The 18,341-nt window shown below is 66.9% G+C and carries 15 protein-coding genes, 1 tRNA gene and 1 other RNA gene; 5 read left to right on the forward strand and 12 right to left on the reverse strand.

Going from position 1 to position 18,341, the window contains the following annotated elements; translation table 11 throughout:
- Nucleotides 1–105 precede the first annotated feature (105 nt).
- The 5 genes from AC5ZH6_RS25740 to ffs all read right to left on the reverse strand — a co-directional run bounded on the left by AC5ZH6_RS25740 (nt 106) and on the right by ffs (nt 6,920).
- Nucleotides 106–2,397: a DNA polymerase III subunit gamma and tau gene (locus AC5ZH6_RS25740; RefSeq protein ID WP_496167984.1), complete on the reverse strand. Its 2,292-nt coding sequence runs from the start codon at nt 2,395–2,397 to the stop codon at nt 106–108.
- Nucleotides 2,398–2,460: 63 nt separating this feature from the next.
- Nucleotides 2,461–4,014, reverse strand: a complete 1,554-nt coding sequence (locus AC5ZH6_RS25745) for an acyl-CoA synthetase (RefSeq protein ID WP_006371657.1) — start codon at nt 4,012–4,014, stop codon at nt 2,461–2,463.
- Between the two features lie 138 nt (nt 4,015–4,152).
- Nucleotides 4,153–5,433 (reverse strand): glycosyltransferase 87 family protein, encoded by a 1,281-nt coding sequence (locus AC5ZH6_RS25750; RefSeq protein WP_006371658.1) that lies wholly within the window; start codon nt 5,431–5,433, stop codon nt 4,153–4,155.
- Nucleotides 5,434–5,502: 69 nt separating this feature from the next.
- Entirely contained in the window at nt 5,503–6,780 is a 1,278-nt protein-coding gene (locus tag AC5ZH6_RS25755; protein WP_006371659.1) for an aspartate aminotransferase type Ic, read from the reverse strand.
- A 45-nt stretch (nt 6,781–6,825) separates the two neighbouring features.
- Nucleotides 6,826–6,920: signal recognition particle sRNA small type (gene ffs, locus AC5ZH6_RS25760), an RNA gene on the reverse strand.
- A gap of 217 nt (nt 6,921–7,137) precedes the next feature.
- On the opposite strand from ffs, the gene AC5ZH6_RS25765 reads away from it, so the two are divergent.
- Both AC5ZH6_RS25765 and AC5ZH6_RS25770 read left to right on the forward strand, forming a co-directional pair.
- Nucleotides 7,138–8,547 (forward strand): amino acid permease, encoded by a 1,410-nt coding sequence (locus AC5ZH6_RS25765; RefSeq protein WP_006371660.1) that lies wholly within the window; start codon nt 7,138–7,140, stop codon nt 8,545–8,547.
- 64 nt (nt 8,548–8,611) lie between these two features.
- On the forward strand, nt 8,612–9,040 hold the full coding sequence (locus AC5ZH6_RS25770; RefSeq protein WP_006371663.1) for a hypothetical protein: 429 nt from the start codon (nt 8,612–8,614) through the stop codon (nt 9,038–9,040).
- A gap of 26 nt (nt 9,041–9,066) precedes the next feature.
- Here AC5ZH6_RS25770 and AC5ZH6_RS25775 read toward each other — a convergent pair whose 3' ends face one another.
- Nucleotides 9,067–9,936 (reverse strand): SGNH/GDSL hydrolase family protein, encoded by an 870-nt coding sequence (locus AC5ZH6_RS25775; RefSeq protein ID WP_244421184.1) that lies wholly within the window; start codon nt 9,934–9,936, stop codon nt 9,067–9,069.
- Between the two features lie 72 nt (nt 9,937–10,008).
- Here AC5ZH6_RS25775 and AC5ZH6_RS25780 point away from each other — a divergent pair, with 72 nt between their 5' ends.
- Complete coding sequence (locus tag AC5ZH6_RS25780) at nt 10,009–10,602, forward strand: HD domain-containing protein (RefSeq protein WP_006371666.1); 594 nt, start codon at nt 10,009–10,011, stop codon at nt 10,600–10,602.
- Between the two features lie 169 nt (nt 10,603–10,771).
- Here the strand turns inward: AC5ZH6_RS25780 and AC5ZH6_RS25785 are convergent.
- Both AC5ZH6_RS25785 and AC5ZH6_RS25790 read right to left on the reverse strand, forming a co-directional pair.
- A tRNA-Ser gene (locus AC5ZH6_RS25785) sits at nt 10,772–10,860 on the reverse strand.
- 88 nt (nt 10,861–10,948) lie between these two features.
- On the reverse strand, nt 10,949–11,593 hold the full coding sequence (locus AC5ZH6_RS25790; RefSeq protein WP_006371667.1) for a trypsin-like serine protease: 645 nt from the start codon (nt 11,591–11,593) through the stop codon (nt 10,949–10,951).
- 140 nt (nt 11,594–11,733) lie between these two features.
- On the opposite strand from AC5ZH6_RS25790, the gene AC5ZH6_RS25795 reads away from it, so the two are divergent.
- Nucleotides 11,734–12,609 (forward strand): NmrA family NAD(P)-binding protein, encoded by an 876-nt coding sequence (locus tag AC5ZH6_RS25795; RefSeq protein WP_006371668.1) that lies wholly within the window; start codon nt 11,734–11,736, stop codon nt 12,607–12,609.
- 10 nt (nt 12,610–12,619) lie between these two features.
- On the opposite strand, the gene AC5ZH6_RS25800 is transcribed toward AC5ZH6_RS25795, so the two are convergent.
- Nucleotides 12,620–13,696 (reverse strand): DNA polymerase domain-containing protein, encoded by a 1,077-nt coding sequence (locus AC5ZH6_RS25800; RefSeq protein ID WP_496167986.1) that lies wholly within the window; start codon nt 13,694–13,696, stop codon nt 12,620–12,622.
- 1 nt (nt 13,697) lies between these two features.
- Entirely contained in the window at nt 13,698–14,750 is a 1,053-nt protein-coding gene (locus AC5ZH6_RS25805) for an ATP-dependent DNA ligase (RefSeq protein ID WP_006371670.1), read from the reverse strand.
- A gap of 35 nt (nt 14,751–14,785) precedes the next feature.
- Here AC5ZH6_RS25805 and gluQRS point away from each other — a divergent pair, with 35 nt between their 5' ends.
- Nucleotides 14,786–15,718, forward strand: a complete 933-nt coding sequence (gluQRS, locus tag AC5ZH6_RS25810) for a tRNA glutamyl-Q(34) synthetase GluQRS (RefSeq protein WP_081482540.1) — start codon at nt 14,786–14,788, stop codon at nt 15,716–15,718.
- 30 nt (nt 15,719–15,748) lie between these two features.
- Here gluQRS and AC5ZH6_RS25815 read toward each other — a convergent pair whose 3' ends face one another.
- Nucleotides 15,749–16,750: a hemolysin family protein gene (locus AC5ZH6_RS25815; protein ID WP_006371672.1), complete on the reverse strand. Its 1,002-nt coding sequence runs from the start codon at nt 16,748–16,750 to the stop codon at nt 15,749–15,751.
- Complete coding sequence (locus tag AC5ZH6_RS25820) at nt 16,747–18,144, reverse strand: hemolysin family protein (RefSeq protein WP_006371673.1); 1,398 nt, start codon at nt 18,142–18,144, stop codon at nt 16,747–16,749. Before AC5ZH6_RS25820 ends, AC5ZH6_RS25815 begins: the two co-directional genes overlap by 4 nt.
- Nucleotides 18,145–18,341: the final 197 nt, after the last annotated feature.

Here is an 18,341-nt window from a genome sequence, read left to right on the forward strand (position 1 = left end):
GGCCACCGGTTGTAACCCCCGCCGGACGCCCTCCACCCCGCTGGTCGAGGTGCGCAGGCGCGCCAGCGCCGGAGCCTCGAGACCCCGTGCGCCACAGCTGGTTCGCTACTCGAGCGGCCGCGCACCCAGCTCGGTCTGAAGTAGATCCAGGGCGAGTTTGTCGGGGTCGATCCGCGCGTCGGGGGTGGCGTTGTGCGCGTCGGCGACCATCTCCGCCCGCTCGTCGTCACTGATCTCCTCGTCGGAGCGTGGCGGTTCGGGTTCCTCGGGTTCCGGATCGGGTTCGGGCGCGGGAGCACTTCCCTCCGCCGAGTCCGAGCGGGCACGACTCGGCCGCGAGAACGTCTGCCGTTTGGGTGCGGCAGCAGCCTGCGGACGCGCGGCCGCGGGCCCCGGCGTCGAGGTGTCACGGTGGACGGCGCGAACGTCGAGATCGGTGCCGAACACCTCCTGTAACGCCTCACGAATGATCGAGACCGCATGCGGTGCAGACAATCTGCCCACCAGCACGTCGATCGGATGAGCGAGGACGACGGTGGTGCCGTCGAGATCGTCGGCGACCGCCGCCGACAACATCGGTTCGAGGCTCTTCGATCGGGTCCGAACGGCGGTCCGCACCTCCTGGAACCGTTTGCGCACCGTGTCGGCGTCAAGGCCCGACTGCGGCGCAGGTGTGGGTTCGGGCTCCGGTGCGCTGCGCGGCGCCGCCGGGACCGGCTCGTCCGGGGGCGCGTCGTACTCGTCGAATGGCTCGTCGGGCAGCGGAATCTCGTCGTCGAAGCCGGCGACCTCCGGGATCGGCTCGGGTTCCGGCGTGGGCTCCGGCCGGGGCCGTGACGGCGGTTGGGGGGCAGTCGGATCCGCGGCCGACGACTGTTCCGACGACTGTTCTGCCGCGGCTTTCTCCGCTGCCGCCCTCTCCGCCGCCGCGCGCTCCGCTGCCGCCTTCGCAGCAGCAGCCTTCTCGGCCTCACGATCTGCCGCAGCCTTCTCTGCCGCAGCTTTCTCCGCTGCCGCCTTCTCGGCCGCCGCGCGCTCGGCTGCCGCCCGCTCCGCCTCATCCGGAGCACCGGCCGACGGCGGCGTGTCCTGTTGTCCGACTTGATCTTCGGTGCTCTTGCGCTGGGACGGCCGCACGTACTTCGGTGGCGGCTCGTCGGCGGGGGGCGCCGGGGTGGGGGCCACCGGGGCAGGCGCCGACGATACCGCCGGGGTCGGGGCCGCCGACGCCGCGGGTGCGGCCACGACCACCCCGGATTCGATCCGCTCGAGACGCTGCAGTAGTGCCGCGTCGTCGGCAGAGGTGGTGGGCAACAGCATGCGCGCGCACATCACCTCCAGCAGCAGGCGCGGTGAGGTGGTGCCGCGCATCTCGCCCAGCGCGTTGTGGACGATCTCGGCAAAACGCGTCAGACCGCCCGGGCCGAGACGATCGATCTGACTGCGCATCCGTGCCAGCTGATCGCCCGGTGCCTCCACCAAACCGCGGTCGGCGGCATCCGGAACCGCTTGCAGCAGAATCAGATCCCGGAGACGCTCGAGCAGATCGACGGCAAAACGGCGGGGATCGTGGCCGGCGTCGACGACCTGCTCCACCACGGTGAACAGCGCGGCTCCATCGGCGACGGCGAGAGCGTCCACGGCGGCATCGATCAGGGCGATGTCGGTGACACCGAGGAGGGCAAGCGCGCGCTCGTAGGTGACGCCCTCGTCGCCGGCTCCGGCGAGGAGCTGATCGAGGATCGACAGCGAGTCGCGCGGCGAACCGCCGCCGGCGCGGATCACCAGCGGATAGACGTCGGCGGCCACCTGCACGTGCTCCTTGGCGCAGATGTCCTCGAGGAGCCCGCGCATCACCGGCGGGGCGAGCAGTCGGAACGGATAGTGGTGGGTGCGCGAGCGGATCGTCGGCAGCACCTTCTCCGGTTCGGTGGTCGCGAACACGAAGATCAGATGCTCCGGCGGCTCCTCGACGATCTTCAACAGGGCGTTGAACCCGGCGTTGGTGACCATGTGCGCCTCGTCGACGATGAACACGCGATAGCGCGACTCGGACGGGGCATAGAACGCGCGATCCCGGAGCTCACGGGTGTCGTCGACACCACCGTGGCTGGCCGCGTCGAGTTCGATGACATCGAGGTTGCCCGGCCCGCCCGGCGCGAGTGCCACACACGACGAGCACTCACCGCACGGCGTCGACGTCGGGCCCTGCACGCAGTTGAGCGAGCGGGCGAGGATGCGCGCCGACGACGTCTTGCCGCAGCCGCGCGGCCCGGAGAACAGGTAGGCGTGATTGATCCGTCCGCTGTCGAGTGCGCGGCTCAAGGGGTCGGTGACGTGCTCCTGGCCCACGACTTGGGCGAACGTCGCCGGACGGTAGGTGCGATACAGGGCCACGCGTCGAGAGTACCGGCGAACCCCGACAGTCCGACCCGCTCCCCCACAGGTCGGATCGGTTGATCATCCCTGGGGGACGGGTGTGGAGAACTGCTCACGAAGCTGGTACTTGAGCACCTTGCCCGAGGGGTTGCGCGGCAGCGCGTCGACGAACTCCAGACGCAGCGGCAGCTTGTAGCGGGCCAGTTGGTCCTTGGCGAAGTCACGCAGTTCCTCGAGGGTGACCTCCTGGCCGGGGGCGGTGGCGATGACGGCGGTGACCGCCTCGCCCCACTTCGCGTCGGGCAGCCCGAGGATCGCGATCTCGGCGACCGCGGGATGGCTGTAGAGAACGCTCTCGACCTCGGCCGGGTACACGTTCTCGCCGCCGGTGATCACCATGTCCTTGACGCGGTCGACGACGTAGATGTAGCCGTCGTCGTCCTCGCGACCGATGTCGCCGGTGTGGAACCACCCCTCGTCGTCGATGACCGCGTCGGTGGCGGCCTGGTTGCGCCAGTACCCGACCATCACCTGCGGGCCGCGGACGCAGACCTCGCCCGGGGTGCCCACCGGGACAGGCGAATTGGTGGCGTCGACGAGTCGCACATCCGACAGCGGCAACACCTTGTTACCCGCGGCGCCGATCTTGGCCGCCGACTCGTCGAGTCCCATCACGAGTGCGAGCGGGGCGGTTTCGGTGAGTCCGTATCCCTGGGCGAAGGCCAGCCCCCGCTCGGCGTAGCGCCGCATCAACGGTTCGGGTACCGGCGCGCCACCGCAGATGAGGTAACGCAGGCTGGACAGGTCCGCGGTCTCGAACCGCGGCACCTGGGACATGAACAGGAACATCGCCGGCACACCGAACATCGTTGTCACACGGTACTTTTCGATGGTGTCGAGTGCCGCGGCCGGATCGAACGTCGGCGCCAGCACGATGTGACCGCCCTTCTGCAGGGTGACCAGTGTCGTGACGTTGAGTCCCCCGATGTGGAACAGCGGGGCGGCGCAATAGCTGATGTCGGAGGTCTCGACGTCGAGGCACAACAGCGAGTTCATGTTGTTCCAGAACAGGTTTCCGTGGGTGAGCATCGCCCCCTTGGGGCGGCCGGTGGTTCCCGAGGTGTACATGATGACCGCGATGGCGTCCGACGCCGGACGGGCGGGGTCGGCGATCGGCTCGGCATGGGCGATGACGGCTTCGGCCGACTCCCAGCCGACGTGCTCACCGACGGCGATGCACCGCTGCAGTGTGAGCTGATCGGCCACCTCGTCGACGACGGCCGCGAGCGCGGGGTCGGCGATCAGGGTGTGGGCACCGGCGTCGTTGATGATGTAGGCGAGCTCGGCTCCGGTGAGCCGAAAGTTCAACGGCACGAACGTCGCTCCGGCGCGCGCCGAGGCGAACATGGTGACCAGGAACATCGGATGGTTCAGGCCGAGGTAAGCGACGCGGTCACCGACGCCGACGCCTCCGGCGCGCAGCGCGGCGGCCAGTCGGTCGATGCGGTCGGAGAATTCCCGGAAGCTCATCGTCGTGTCGTCGAAGGTGATGGCGGGGCGGTCGGGACCGATGGCAGCCCGGCGGGCGATCCACGATCCGAGGTCCATCGATTCCGGGGTACTGATACTGGGCATGGCAGTTCTCCTCACACGCGGGCCGACTGAATCCAGCGATGGTCGGCGACGATGGCGTCAGGGTAGATCGCGGCGCACGGCGCCATGTCCGATTCGGTGAATTTCGACTAACCGGGAACCAGCTGGGCAGCCCCGAGATCAGCTGGGCAGCGCAGCGGTGTCCGTCGGGTCCGGATTGTCCTGGGTCGGGCGCGCGGGGCGGTCGAGCAGTCCGAACACGACGAGGGTCGCGATGGTCGTACCGAGGAAGATCGCGTTGTACGGGTAGACCAGGAACGCCTGTGCCCACGCCGGTCCCGTCTCTGCCTTGAAGAACAGCCCGGTGAAATACGCGTCCGGCACGGTGCGGTTCACGAACCACATCGGATAGGCGAAATGTGTGCGCCAGGCGAACGCCGTGAGTACCAGCGCAACGAGCCCGATGCCGGCGAACGTGCGGCGTATCGCCGACACATCGGTGCGCAGCAACAGATTCACACAGATCACGACGATCGGTACGAACCACACCCAGTGATGCCCCCAGGCCATCGGCGACACCGCACACGAGGTCATACCGACGATCGAGATCGCGAGCAACTCATGGCCGCGCCGATGGGCGAGCACCGCCGAACCCATCCCCAGCGCCAGCGCGATGAGCACGAGGACCATCCACACCGCGGTGTTGGGGGCGTCGGTGTGCACCAGATTGGCGATGAGCCCGCGCAACGATTGATTACCGAGAGTCTGCGGCGCGCCCACGCGATTGGAGTCGAAGATCTTGTCGGTCCAGTACGACCAGGATTCCTTGGGCAACACCACGAATCCGACGACGACGGTCAGTAGGAATCCGCCGAGGACCCCGGCCGTCGCACGCCAGCGCCGTAGCAGCGCGAAGTAGAGGACGAAGATCAGCGGCGTCAATTTGATGCCCGCGGCGATGCCGGTGCCGACGCCCTTGAGCCGTGAACCGTCGGGTCGGACGAGGTCGGCGAGGATGATCAACAGGAGGAACACGTTGATCTGGCCGTACCAGATGGTGGTGCGCACCGGTTCCAGGAGCATCGAGACGGCGACAAGGGCGATCGCCAGACATCGCAACGGCCAGTTCACGTCTCTGCCGAGGGCCCGGAAGCACAGGACGATCACCAGATAGAGCGCGATGACGATGCCGACGCTCCACACGATCCGGGCGGCCTCGAACGACATCCAGGCGAACGGCATCAACACGATGACCGACACCGGCGCGTAGGTGTAGTCCATCTGGCCGAGCAGTTTTGCGTCGTAGAGGCTGCCGCCGTCCCACACGGTCAGTGCGCCGGCGCGGTAGACGTCGAGGTCGAGTTGATAGTCGAACAAACCCCAGAACGGGGTGGAAAACGGCAGGATCAGGTGCTGGCACCACAGGGCGAGTCCGGCGATCGCGAGCGCAGCCACACACATGGCGAATCGGCGCCCGCGGCCACCTGTCACGATCGGTCACCCGGCACACCCACCGAAGATCGGCGCCTTTCAGGAACCGTGCGCGGAGAGCAGCGTCTCCGTCGCGGCGAGCAGCACGCAGGTGGCGACACCGTCCATCGCGACCTGCAGGTCGTCGATGCTCGGGAAGGTCGGCGCCAACCGGATGTTGCGGTCGTGCGGGTCGTTCTTGTACGGGAACGTCGAACCCGCCGGCGTCAGCGCGATACCCGCGTCCTTGGCCAACGCGATGGTCCGGCTCGCCGCGCCGTCGGGCACGTCGAGGTTGATGAAGTAGCCGCCCTCGGGTTCGGACCACGACGCGACCTTCGACTCCGCGAGCCGATCCTCGAGAATGCCGAGCACGGTCGCGAACTTGGGGGCGAGGATGTCCCGATGGCGGGCCATGTGGGCACGCACCCCGGCGGCGTCACCGAAGAACCGCGCATGGCGCAGCTGGTTCACCTTGTCGGGACCGATGGTCGCGAAGCCGATGTTCTCGACGAACCAGTCGACGTTGGCCTTCGACGATCCGAAGAACGAGACCCCGGCACCGGCGAAGGTGATCTTCGACGTCGAGCCGAGGACGTAGACGCGATTGGGATTGCCTGCGGCAGCGGCCATCTCGATCACCGGCAGGGGCGTCGGCGGCTCGTCGACGAGGGTGTGCACCGCGTAGGCGTTGTCCCAGTAGATACGGAAGTCGTCGGCGGCCGGCATCGACAGCAGGCCCTCGGTGACCTCCTCGGAGAAGGTGACGCCGGTCGGGTTGGAGTAGGTGGGTACCGCCCACATGCCCTTGATCGACGGGTCGGCGGCGGTCAGTGCCGCGCACGCGTCGACGTCGGGACCGTCGGGGTTCATCGGCACCGGCACCATCTCGATGCCGTACTGCTCGGTGATCGCGAAGTGACGGTCGTATCCGGGCACCGGACACAGGAATTTCACCGGACCCGACGACCACGGTTGCGACGAATCCACGGTGCCGCGCAGCAACCCGAACGTCGTCAGATGATGCATGATCTCGAGGCTCGCGTTGCCGTAGGCGATCAGATTCGCGGGATCGACCGCGAAGATCTCCCCGAAGATCTCCCGCAGTTCCGGCAGACCACGCAGGCCACCGTAGTTGCGGGTGTCGGTGCCGTCGGCGGCACGGAAATCGGCGCCGGGCAGTGACAGCAACTCATTGGACAGATCAAGTTGCTCGGGCGCGGGCTTGCCGCGGGTGAGATCCAGGGTCAGCCCGGCCGCGCACAGCGCGTCGTAGAGCTTTCGGAGGTCCTCCTGGGTGGCGCGAAGCTCGTCGGCACTCTTGGAGTGATAGTTCAACGGGGGACCTCATGTATCGGACTGAGATGTGTATCGGCGTGAGATGTATGGGGACCCCGCGCACCCGAGAGAGCCCGTTGACCCTTGCTGCCTTCCGGCCCTGGGGGAGTTCACAGGATGCACGCCGCGCGGGATCCGTCGTCAAGTGTAGCGAGTGGGTCGGCGCGTTCTGCAATCGGTCCGTGCGACGGTCCCCACCAGCGGCGATCCTCGCCGGGCAATGCCCGAAACCTCCCTCGAATCGGACAAAGTTCGCATCCGCTGCGAGTCCGTCGCACCCGCCGTAGATTCGGTCACCGCGCCCCCACAAGGGGCTGAATTCTGTGTGAACTCTCACCACCGTAGGAGACGCAACCCATGACCTCTGTCGACCGGCAATCCTCCGAATCGACCGCCGCGGGCGGCCACGGTTCGCTCGGGTCGAGCCTCAAGCCCCGACACATCACCATGATCTCGATCGCCGGCGTCATCGGCGCCGGTCTGTTCGTCGGTTCGGCGAATGCCATCGAGAAGGCCGGCCCGGCCGTATTGATCTCGTATGCGATGGCCGGCGCCCTGGTCGTGCTGGTGATGCGCATGCTCGGCGAGATGGCGACCGCCAACCCCGACACCGGCTCGTTCTCGGTGTACGCCGACCGCGCCCTCGGCCGCTGGGCCGGCTTCTCCGTCGGCTGGCTGTACTGGTGGTTCTGGGTGCTCGTGATCCCCGTCGAGGCGACGGCCGCGGCGTCGATCCTCACCGATCTCATCGGTGGCGCGCAATGGATCTGGGCTCTGGCGGTCACGGTGTTGTTGACCGTCACCAACCTGATCAGCGTCGGCAACTACGGCGAGTTCGAGTTCTGGTTCGCGTTGATCAAGGTCGTTGCGATCGTGTTGTTCATCCTCGTCGGCGTGGCGGCGATGCTCGGCTGGATTCCGAGTTCGGAGGTCAGCGGCATCCATCATCTGTGGCAGCCGGACGGCTTCATGCCCAACGGTTTCGGCGCGGTCATCGCAGGCATGCTCATCACGATGTTCTCGTTCATGGGTACCGAGATCGTCACGATCGCCGCAGCCGAATCACCCAACCCGGAAAAGGGCATCACCAAGGCGGTCAACTCGGTGATCTGGCGGATCTCGCTGTTCTACCTCGGATCGATTTTCGTCGTCGTGTCCCTGCTGCCCTACAACAAGCTGCCCGATGGCTCCTACCAGTCGGTGCTCGAGGCGATTGGCATCCCGCACGCCGCGCTGATCATGGACATCGTCATCCTGACCGCCGTCGCCTCGTGCCTGAACTCCGCGCTCTACACCGCCTCCCGCATGCTGTTCTCACTGGGCACCCGTCACGACGCACCGTGGGCCGTGCGACGGCTGACCCGCAACGGCGTGCCGTGGGTGTCGGTGCTGTTGTCGATGGTCATCGGATTCCTGGCGGTGATCGGCAACTATGTGTTGCCGGACAAGATCTTTGCGTGGCTGCTGGCCACCAGCGGCGCGATCGCGCTGTTCGTCTATCTGACCATCGCCGCCAGCCAGCTGAAACTCGGCCGCACGCTGCGTCAAGAAGGGCATCGGCCCGCGGTGACGATGTGGTTGTTCCCCTACCTGACCGGTGCGGTGATGGTGTTCATCGTCGCGGTACTGGTGCTCATGGTGTTCGACGCAGGACAGCGCCGGGCGATCATCTTCTCCGCGATCTCCGCGCTGATCATCGTCGCGGCCGGGGTGATCGTCCAGAAGCGCAGCACCGATCCGCATCCGGTCACCCCCGCGCAGCAGTAGCACTTTCGTCGGGAATGTCACATTTCCGGCAGCGGCGGCGATAGAGCAGTCAAGGAGGTCACTCATGACGATTCGCACTCTGATCCGCTCTTTCGCCGCCGCAGGCGTGGCCCTGGGAGCACTCGTTCTCGCACAACCCGCCGACGCGTCGGCGTCGGTCACGGCCATCGGGTTCCAGATCAACCCCGCGCCGTACGGGATTCCGACCGGCAGCCTCGACTCCACACCCGCCCGGTGTTTCGCCGAGGTCGGCCGCCACCGCGGCGAGGTCACCGTCACCGCCGAGGAATGGGCGCGGTGGTTCTGCCCACCGAATTCCGAGGTGCGGTGGATCAACCTGTCGACCGGTGCCACCGGCGTCGCCCGACTCAGCAACGGGCTCAACAACATACCGGCGCACGCCGACCTGCGCACCGGTCCGGGACAGGTCGCACTGACCTTGCTTCCCGGCGGGGTGTACACGCCGGGGTTCGCCACGGTTGCCGTGCCCTGACACCGGCCGACGAAGGTCACCCGCCCTCAGGCGACCTCACGGATCCATTCCGCGATCACCGCCGCGCCGATCTGATTGGGGTGACCGAAGACCGCGATCTCGCGCGGGACGGCTCCCTCGAACCACGGCTGAGCCGAGCACGGGTCATGTCCGGCCGAGCGCGCTCCGACGTCGACGAACGCTGCGCCGTATCGTGCCGCGATCCGCGCCTGAGTCGCATTGAACTGTGCGAGAAAGTCATTCATCCAGGCGGCGTCGCCATCGGAGGCGGGGACGAACGGCCAACATCCCCGTCTGCCGACCTGACCACCGTGGCCGACGAGCACGATGCGGGCGTTGGGTGCGGCCTTCTCGCGCACCGCGCGCATCACGCCGTTGACCTGGCCTTCCATGTAGGCGAGCATGCGATGCGCCGCAGCGATGTGCCCGACGTTGAATCGACAGCGCGCGTCGTTGCCGGGTAGTGGGACTTGGCACCGCTCGGCGATGGCTCCCCAGTTGAGGTCGTTTCCGCCGATGGAGATGGTGACGAGGTTGGTGGTCTTGCTGACGCCTCGGATCTGGGGTGGGATCGGCCCGAACGGCCCGTTCTCCGGCAGATGGGTGACGTTGGCCGCCCACGCACCCGCACACGAGCGGTCGACGAAGCTGCGCACGTGCGCGATGCGCGCCAGCACGCTGGGATATGACGTGGAACTCCGCCAGCAACCGTCGGACGGTTGCAGACCCGGCATGTTGCCGGAGGCGCGGGAGTCGCCGAGCGCGACATAGTTCAAGCCCGACGGCAGAGCATGAGCCGAGGGGCTCTCGACGACCGCGCCGAGCATCGAGGCGAGCAGAGCGACGATCCCGATCACGGTTCGCCGCAGCGTTGCGGCACCGGGCATATCTGGCATGGAAAGCAAGGTGCCATGTGGGGGTCACCGGTTCAACTTCGGTCGCCGGCAGGTCTGGCATGATCGTTCACCATGCGCGTGGCCGATCTCCCCGTGCCGTCAACGGCCGCTGCTCGCGGGGCTCTTGAGGTGGCCACCGAGTACTGCACGCCGGCGCTTCTCAACCACAGCCTGCGGTCCTACGTGTGGGCCGCCGCGCACGCCCACGCTTGTCACCTTCAACTCGATCACGAACTTCTCTACGTCGCCGCGTTGTTGCACGACATCGGGCTCGTCGCCGAGTTCGACAACCACTCTCTCGCCTTCGAAGACGCGGGCGGGCACATCGCCTCGGTCCTGACCGCCGGAGCAGGTTGGGACATCACCCGTCGCGCTCGCGCACGCAAGATCATCGTCGAACACATGGCGCCCGAACAACCCAACACCGACGAGGAATCTCGCGTGCTATGGCTGGCAACGGGTTACGAGATCTCGGGTGCGCCACTCCCCATGGACACCGGTTTCCGTGCTGAGGTACTCGACCGATACCCACGCCTGGACATTGCCTCCGAGTTCTCGACCAACTTACGTGATCAGGCCGGCCGAAAGCCCGGCTGCGCTGCTGCACACGCCGTCGCTGATGACATCCTGACGCGCATCGCCGCCAACCCGCTCGACGCTGAATAGACGTAACTCTGCAGCAGTACGAATGCGGATGACTCTGCAGCAGTACGAATGCGGATGCTTTCGCGGGACGAGAGCCGCTCACGTGGAATGCACTTGCCGGCCATCCATCTCGACGCACAAAAGCGATGAGCCGCGACACCGTATGTCAACGGTGTCGCGGCTCATGGCTTGGCGGAGGATGGGGGATTCGAACCCCCGAGGGCTGTTAACCCAACCCGCGTTCCAGGCGAGCGCCATAGGCCACTAGGCGAATCCTCCAACGACGGTCGATCATAACCGGGTGCGGGCGTCCAACCCAAACCGCGCCGTCATCACCGACCTCCGAACCCGCCCGACCGGGCCTCTGCTAGCGCAGGTTTGCGGGCAGCAACGAGACGGGGGCGATGAGGGTGTCGGTGTCGGAGCTACCGGCCGACAGGATGCCGATGACGTTGCCTTGCGCATCCCGGATGCCCGATCCGCTGTCGCCCTCGGCCGAGCGCAGGAGCGCGCGGACGCTGGTCGTCGTGTTCTGCAGCAGGAAGGGCGGGGCGAAGGAGTATCCGTATGCGGTGCGCATGGTCGGCTTGGGGTCGGTGATGGTGCCGGCACTGAACCGCGTGGTCACGCCGTTCTTGGTGACGCGTTCGCCCTTCACGATCGGAGCATTCCACGCGATCGAGTCGACCTGCGCGTGGGTGTTGCGTCCGAGGCTGATGACCGCGATGTCCAGACCCTTGGTGATCCGGTTGGCGGTGATGCGGCCGATCGTGTCGCCGTGCTCGTCGTACACCTCTTGACCGATGTGTCCGCAGTGGCCGGCGGTGATGGCCTTGGTTGGGGAGACGACGGCACCGAGCGTGCAGGAAGTGGCCGTGATGATCGTCTCGTCGACGTTGATCTCCATACCCGACCGCACCGTCGGCACAGCCGCCTGAGCGGAGGCAATCGGGGCTGCGACGAGTCCCGCGGCGCTGAGCACGAACGCGGCGGCCATCAATTTGATACGCATGTGTTCCGTCTTTCGTCAGGGTGGCGAACTGAGGGCAATCTATCAGGCAACTTTGAGATAGCAAATCTCCGGTTGCCCGATTGTCCCTATTTAGGAGGAACGTCCGTAGACTCGTGGCGCCGCCGTCGAAGGGAACCCACATGTCCACTGCGTCCACTTCCACCGGGCCGATCGCGGTCCTCGGCGCCACCGGAGGTCAGGGCGGCGCCGTGGTCGATGCACTCCTCGACGCCGGACGGAGCGTTCGGGCCGTCGTACGGTCGCCGGAGTCCTCGCGCGCGCAGGCACTTGCCGACCGCGGTGTCGAGCTGGCCGTCGCCGACCTCATGAGTGGCGACGGGCTGACCGAGGCGTTTGCCGGAGTCGCCGGAGCGTTCGCGCTCACCACACCGTTCGAGTCGGGTGTCGACGCCGAACTCACCCAGGGGGATGCGATCATCGCCGCGGCGCATGCATCAGCGCTGCCATATCTCGTGTTCTCGTCGGTGGCCAGCGCCGACCTGAATACCGGTGTCCCTCACTTTGATTCGAAATATCAGGTCGAGCAGCGTCTCGCCGCAACCGACATCGCCCACACCGTTGTCGGACCGACGTACTTCTACGACAACATCTTCGGCGATCGCGATGCACTCGCGGCCGGGTTGCTCCTGATGGCGATGCCGACCGAGAAGCCGCTGCAGCAACTCTCGCGAGCGGACCTGGGGTCGTTCGTCGCGAATCTCTTCGGCGATCCCTCCGCGCATGTCGGTGAGCGCATCGACATCGCTTCCGATTCGGTGACACCGGGCCAGATGGCCGCAGTCCTGTCGTCGGTCACCGGCAACGACGTGCACGCGGAATCCTATGATCCCGAACGCATTTCCTCACCGGACATGCGTGCGATGTTCGGTTTCCTCTCGACAACGGGCTACAGCGTCAACATCACCCAGCTGCATCAGCAGTTCCCCCAGGTCGGCTGGCAGTCGTTCGCCGAATGGGCGGCCGGCGCGTTCGGCCAGGGCATCGACACACCCTAGGAACGCCGGGTCACTCCACCCGGTTGCCGTGTTCATCCCAGTGTGCGGCAACCTTCTTGCTCGGTTGGACACGTGGCGGCTCGCCGGGCATCTTCGGGTAGCTCGGCGGGTACGGCATGTCGTGCAACCCGTCGGCGTCGTCGCGCTGCACCATCTCCAACAGCGGCTCGAGTCCGACGCGGTGCTCGGCGATGTCGGCCATCGGATCCCCGCGTCGGGCAACCAGATCGGGGACGGTGGCCATGGTCGCGTCGTCGGGATGTATCTCGGCGAGTTCGGCCCACGTCACCGGCGTCGACACGCGGGCGTTGGCGCTGCGGCGCACCGAGTACGGCGAGGCCATCGTGCGGTCCCGCGCATTCTGGTTGAAGTCGATGAAGATCCGTTCTCCGCGTTCCTCTTTCCACCAGGAGGTGGTCACCGCGTCGGGATCACGACGCTCCATCTCGCGCGCGATCGCGATCACCGCACGGCGGGTGGCGATGAAGTCCCACTGCGGCTCGATCGGCACGAACACGTGAATACCGCGCCCACCCGAGGTCTTGGGGAATCCGGTGTATCCGAGTTCGTCGAGCAATGGGGCGAGCACATCGATCGCCACTCGACGCACATCGTCGAAATCGGTGCCCGGCTGTGGATCGAGATCGATGCGCAACTGGTCGGGATGATCGTTGTCACCGTCATGGGTTGGCCAGCTGTGAAAGGTGACGGTACCGAGGTTCGCTCCCCACACGATGTCGGCAGGCGCTGTGGGGCACAGGGCATCTCCGGTGCGCCCGGAGGGGAACGTGATGCGGGTGGACGGAACGTGCTCGGGACGTTTCTTGGCGATGTGCTTCTGGTAGATCTCGTCGCCCTCGATACCGTCGGGGAAGCGCTGCAGAAAGGTGGGCCGGTCGCGCAGCGCCGTCATGATCGGACCGTCGCTGCCGTCGTCGAGCAGGGCCATCTGCCGGTAGTAGCCGACGAGATCGCGTTTGCGGCCGCCGTTCTCACCGAGTTCGGGGAAGTAGATCTTGTCGGGGTTGCTCATACGTACGGCGATACCGCCGACATCGAGTTCTTCGGCGGGCGAGCGAGAAGCCATGTCAGTCCAGCCCTTCCAGCACATCGTGCAGGTCGTAGGTCAGCGGCACGTCGAGCTGCTCGTATCCACAGCTGTCGGGCTCGCGGTCGGGACGCCACCGCAGGAACTTGACGGTGTGCCGGAAGCGGCCGTTCTCCATCTGGTCATAGGCAACCTCGGCGACGAGTTCGGGCCGGATCGGAATCCACTCCCCCGACTTCTCCGAACGCCACCGCGTCGGTTCCCCGGCGGAGGGTTTGTCCGGGTCGAGACGCATCGGCTCGAACATCTGCTGCAGCTCGGCGCGTTTGGCATCGGTGAAAGCTCCTGCGCCGCCGACCATTCGCAGCTCGCCGTCGTAGAACAGCCCGAGCAGCATCGACCCCAGACCGGTACCGCTCTTGTGCACGCGGTAGCCGATCACCACGCAGTCGGCGGTTCGCTTGTGCTTGACCTTGATCATCTCGCGCTTGTTCTCCACGTAGTGGCCGGCAAGGCGTTTGGCGACGACGCCGTCGAGTCCGGCGCCCTCGAACGCCGAGAACCAGTCCTCGGCGACGGCCGGATCGGCGGTCACCCGGCTGACATGGAATCGGCGATCGCGCCCGCCCGGTCCTATGGCCTCCACGAGCGCCTCGCGCCTGGTGACGAAAGACTCGTCGATCACACCGACGTTCCCGAGCGCCAGGGCGTCGAAGCCGATGAAGATCGCCGGTGTGGTCTCGGCGAGCATCGCGACCCGCGAGGCCGCCGGATGGATGCGCTGGGCCAGCGAGTCCCAATCGAGTCGATGGGTGTCGCCGATGAGCGAGGGCACACCGATCTCCCCGTCGAGCACCACTTTCAGGGGCAACTCCTCGCGGGCAGCGGCAACGATCTCGGGAAAGTAGCGTGCGAGGTCCTTGCCACCGCGAGAGCCGATGACGACCTCGTCGCCGTCGCGAAAGATCAACGCGCGGAATCCGTCCCATTTCGGCTCGTAGGACCATTCCGGATTGTCGGCGGGTTGGGCCGGAACCATGCTCGCCGCTTTGGCGAGCATCGGCGCGACCGGAGGAGTGACGGGGAGATCCACCTCACCATCGTCACCCACTTGTAGCCTCTAGGGCAATGACCGAACACCCTGGCGTTTCCGCGGCCGGCCCGGCAGGTCGATTCGCCCCGTCGCCCTCCGGAGACCTCCACGTGGGCAACCTCCGTACCGCCGTGTTGGCGTGGCTGTTCGCCCACACGACGGGACGACGGTTCTTGCTGCGCATGGAGAATCTGGACCGCACAGCCGTCGGCTCGGACGCCCGACAGATCGCCGACCTGCACGCACTCGGCCTCTCCTGGGAGGAGCCGGTGCTCTACCAAACCGATCGTCTGCCGCGCTACCGGCAGATCATCGACGATCTGACCGCGACCGGACGGACCTTCGAGTGCTTCTGCACACGTCGCGAGATCCTCGAGGCACCCAGCGCGCCGCACACACCGCCGGGCGCGTACCCGGGAACCTGCCGCACCCTGACCGTCGCGCAACGCGAGGCCAAGCGTGCGGCCGGCCGCCCACCGGCGATCCGGATCATCGCCGACCGCAGCACGTTCACCGTCGACGACGTACTCCACGGCCACTACACCGGTGCGGTCGACGACTTCGTCATCCAACGCGGTGACGGCACCCCCGCCTACAACCTGGCCGTGGTCGTCGACGACGCGGAGCAGGGCATCGATCAGGTCTGCCGCGGCGACGACCTGTTGTCGTCGGCGCCGCGACAGGCGTATCTGGCGACACTGCTGGGCTATTCGCCGCCGACCTACGCCCATGTCCCCATGGTGCTCAACCCCGACGGCGTCCGGCTCAGCAAGCGCGACGGCGCGGTCACCCTCGCCGATCTCGCAACCACCGGCATCGATGCCGGCATCGTCCTCGATCACATCGCCGTGTCACTGGGTCTCGCCGCAGCGGGCGAGCACATTGACATCGCCACGCTGGCAGCGAGATTCGATCCCGCTGTGCTACCGCGCACGCCGTGGATCGTGTCCGATCTCGAGTGGCGCTGACTGCGCTTGGCGCACCGGTCTCGGCTGCGCTCAGCTCGCGGTGGCAAGCAGTCGGGTCAGAACGTCGTCGATGGACAGCACCCCGATGACCCGGCCGTCGTCGACGACGACCGCGATGTGATTGCGGTACTGCCGCATTCGGCTCAGGGCGTCGTAGACCGGAAGTGCGGGCGTCATTTCCAGCACCGGCCGCATGAGGTCGGCGGCGCTCGCGTCGGGGGCGGCCTCGAGACAGTCCCGGACGTGGACGACACCGCTTACCCGCGGCCCGTCGCGGACCACGAGACGCAGATGCCCGCTGTCCCGGGCCCGTGCCTCGATGACGGCCGCCGTCACATCGTGATCGACCCCATCGGGATCGACCACCGTCGCCACGTCCGCCACCGTCAACGACGCGAGATCCAATGCGTTCGAGAGGTGTTCGTGATAGCGGGCCTCGAGCGTGCCGACGGTCGCCGAATGCTCGACGAGCTGGCGCAACGTCTCCGGATCCTGCCCGGAAGCGACCTGGTCGACGGCCTCCACACCGACCATCCGCAACACCCGGTTGGCCAGCCTGTTCAGTTGGACGATCACCGGGCGGGTGAACCACATGAACACCCGCATCGGGATGGCCAACAACACCGCCGACCGTTCCGGGTGGGCGATCGCCCACGACTTCGGCGCCATCTCACCGACCACCAGGTGCAGGAACGTCACGATGATCAGCGCCAGGACGAATCCGGCGATGTCGGCCAACCACAGTGGCGCGCCGATGTTCTCGAACGCCGGCGTCAGCCAGTGATGGACAGCCGGCTTGGTGACCGCACCGAGCGCCAACGTGCACACGGTGATCCCCAACTGCGAACCGGCGAGCAGTACGGACAGTTCCGACGCGCTGCGCAGGGCGGCACGTGCGGAACGGCTGGTCGCCGCGGCATCTTCGAGGCGGTGCCTGCGCGCGGCGATCAGCGCGAACTCCACGGCGACGAAGAAGGCGCTGGCCGCGATCAACGCGACCGTCACGGCGAGAACGACCCAGGGGTTGCTCATCGCTGACTCTCCTTCGGTGATTCGTCGGCGGCCGGGACGGTCTCGCGCGTCACGTGCACCATCGCGGGTACGCGGTGGGCGATCTCGACGACCGTGGCGATCAGTCGCGGCGGGAGCGCCGGTTGGTCGTCGACGAGGCCGGCCGGGTCGGGTTCGATCGGCAACACCACGCTGTCGCCGACGTCGGGCAGTTCCCCCGCGGTGGCGATGACCAGACCGCTCAGCGTTTCGTAATCCCCTTCGGGGAGTTCGTATCCGAGCGTGCGGGACACCTCGTCGAGGTGTGCGTCACCGCGGATCGCCCAGCCGTCGGCGAGCACCGCGATGGGGCCGGTGTCGGCGGGATCGTGCTCGTCGTCGATCTCACCGACGAGTTCCTCGGCCATGTCCTCGGTGGTGACGATGCCGGCGAATCCGCCGTATTCGTCGATGACGACCGCCATCTCGTCGCCGGCGGCGGTGATGTCGTCGAGTACCTGCGGCAGCGGCAGTGTCGTCGGGACGATCACCGCGGGGCGTGCGAGGTCGCGGGCGGTCCTTGCAGTCGGTGCCGGGGTCGCCGACCATTCCAGGATGTCGGCGAGGTGGACCACCCCGACGACGTCGTCGGTGCCCGCATCGATCACGGGATAGCGTGTGTGGCCGCTCGCCATCCGGCTACGGACCGCGGCGAGATCGAGGTCGGCGGGCACGGTGTCCACGCGCGGACGCGGGATCATCGCGTGATCGGCAGCGCGGGTGGGGAATTCGAGAACGCGATCGAGAAGCTGGGACAGTTCCGCGGGGATCTCCCCGGCCTGCGCCGACTCCGCGACGATGTGTTCGAGGTCGCGGGGCGTCGCCGAATGCTCGACGTCGTGCACCGGTTCGATGCGCAGCGCCTTGAGCAGCAGGTTGGACGCCGCGTCGAACACCGTGATGAGTGGACCGAAGATCTTGAGGTAGGTGCGGGTGGACAGCGCGAGTCGACGGGCGACCGGTTCGGGACGGGCGATGGCGAGGTTCTTCGGGAACAGTTCGCCGAAGACCATCTGGATCACCGTCGAGAACAGCACCGCGAGGATCGTGCCGATGGCCACGCCGACCGACACCGGGACCCCGACGTCGCCGAGCAGGTCACCGAAGCCGCTGCCGATGAGCGGTTCGGCGACGTAGCCGACGAGCAGGCCGGTGACGGTGATGCCGAGCTGAGCGCCGGACAGCATGAATGATGTGCGTCGGGTCACTGCGAGCGCACGGGTTGCGGCGGTGTCGCCCGCCTCGGCGCGTGCCTTGAGGCGGGATCGGTCGACGGCCATGTAGGCGAATTCCTGGGCGACGAAGTAGCCGGTCAGCGCCGTGATCGCGAAGACCACCAGGATGCCGATGAGGATTCCGAGCAATGTCAGCAGCATGATGCCCCGCTCTCGGGGAGCATGACCGCGGCTCGGTCAGAAAACGCTGCCCCCGGATGGGGGCCGGATCGTCGGGGTTTCTTGCGTTTGCGCTTCGCGCGGGTCATCAGAGCTTTCGGTCTCGGGTCGGGGGTGATTCACAGGATACGCAAAGCCAACGGGTCGGGCGCTCTCGGAGTTCCCGCGGGCGCCGTCGG

It is taken from the genome of Gordonia sp. YC-XJ4, from assembly GCF_059511865.1.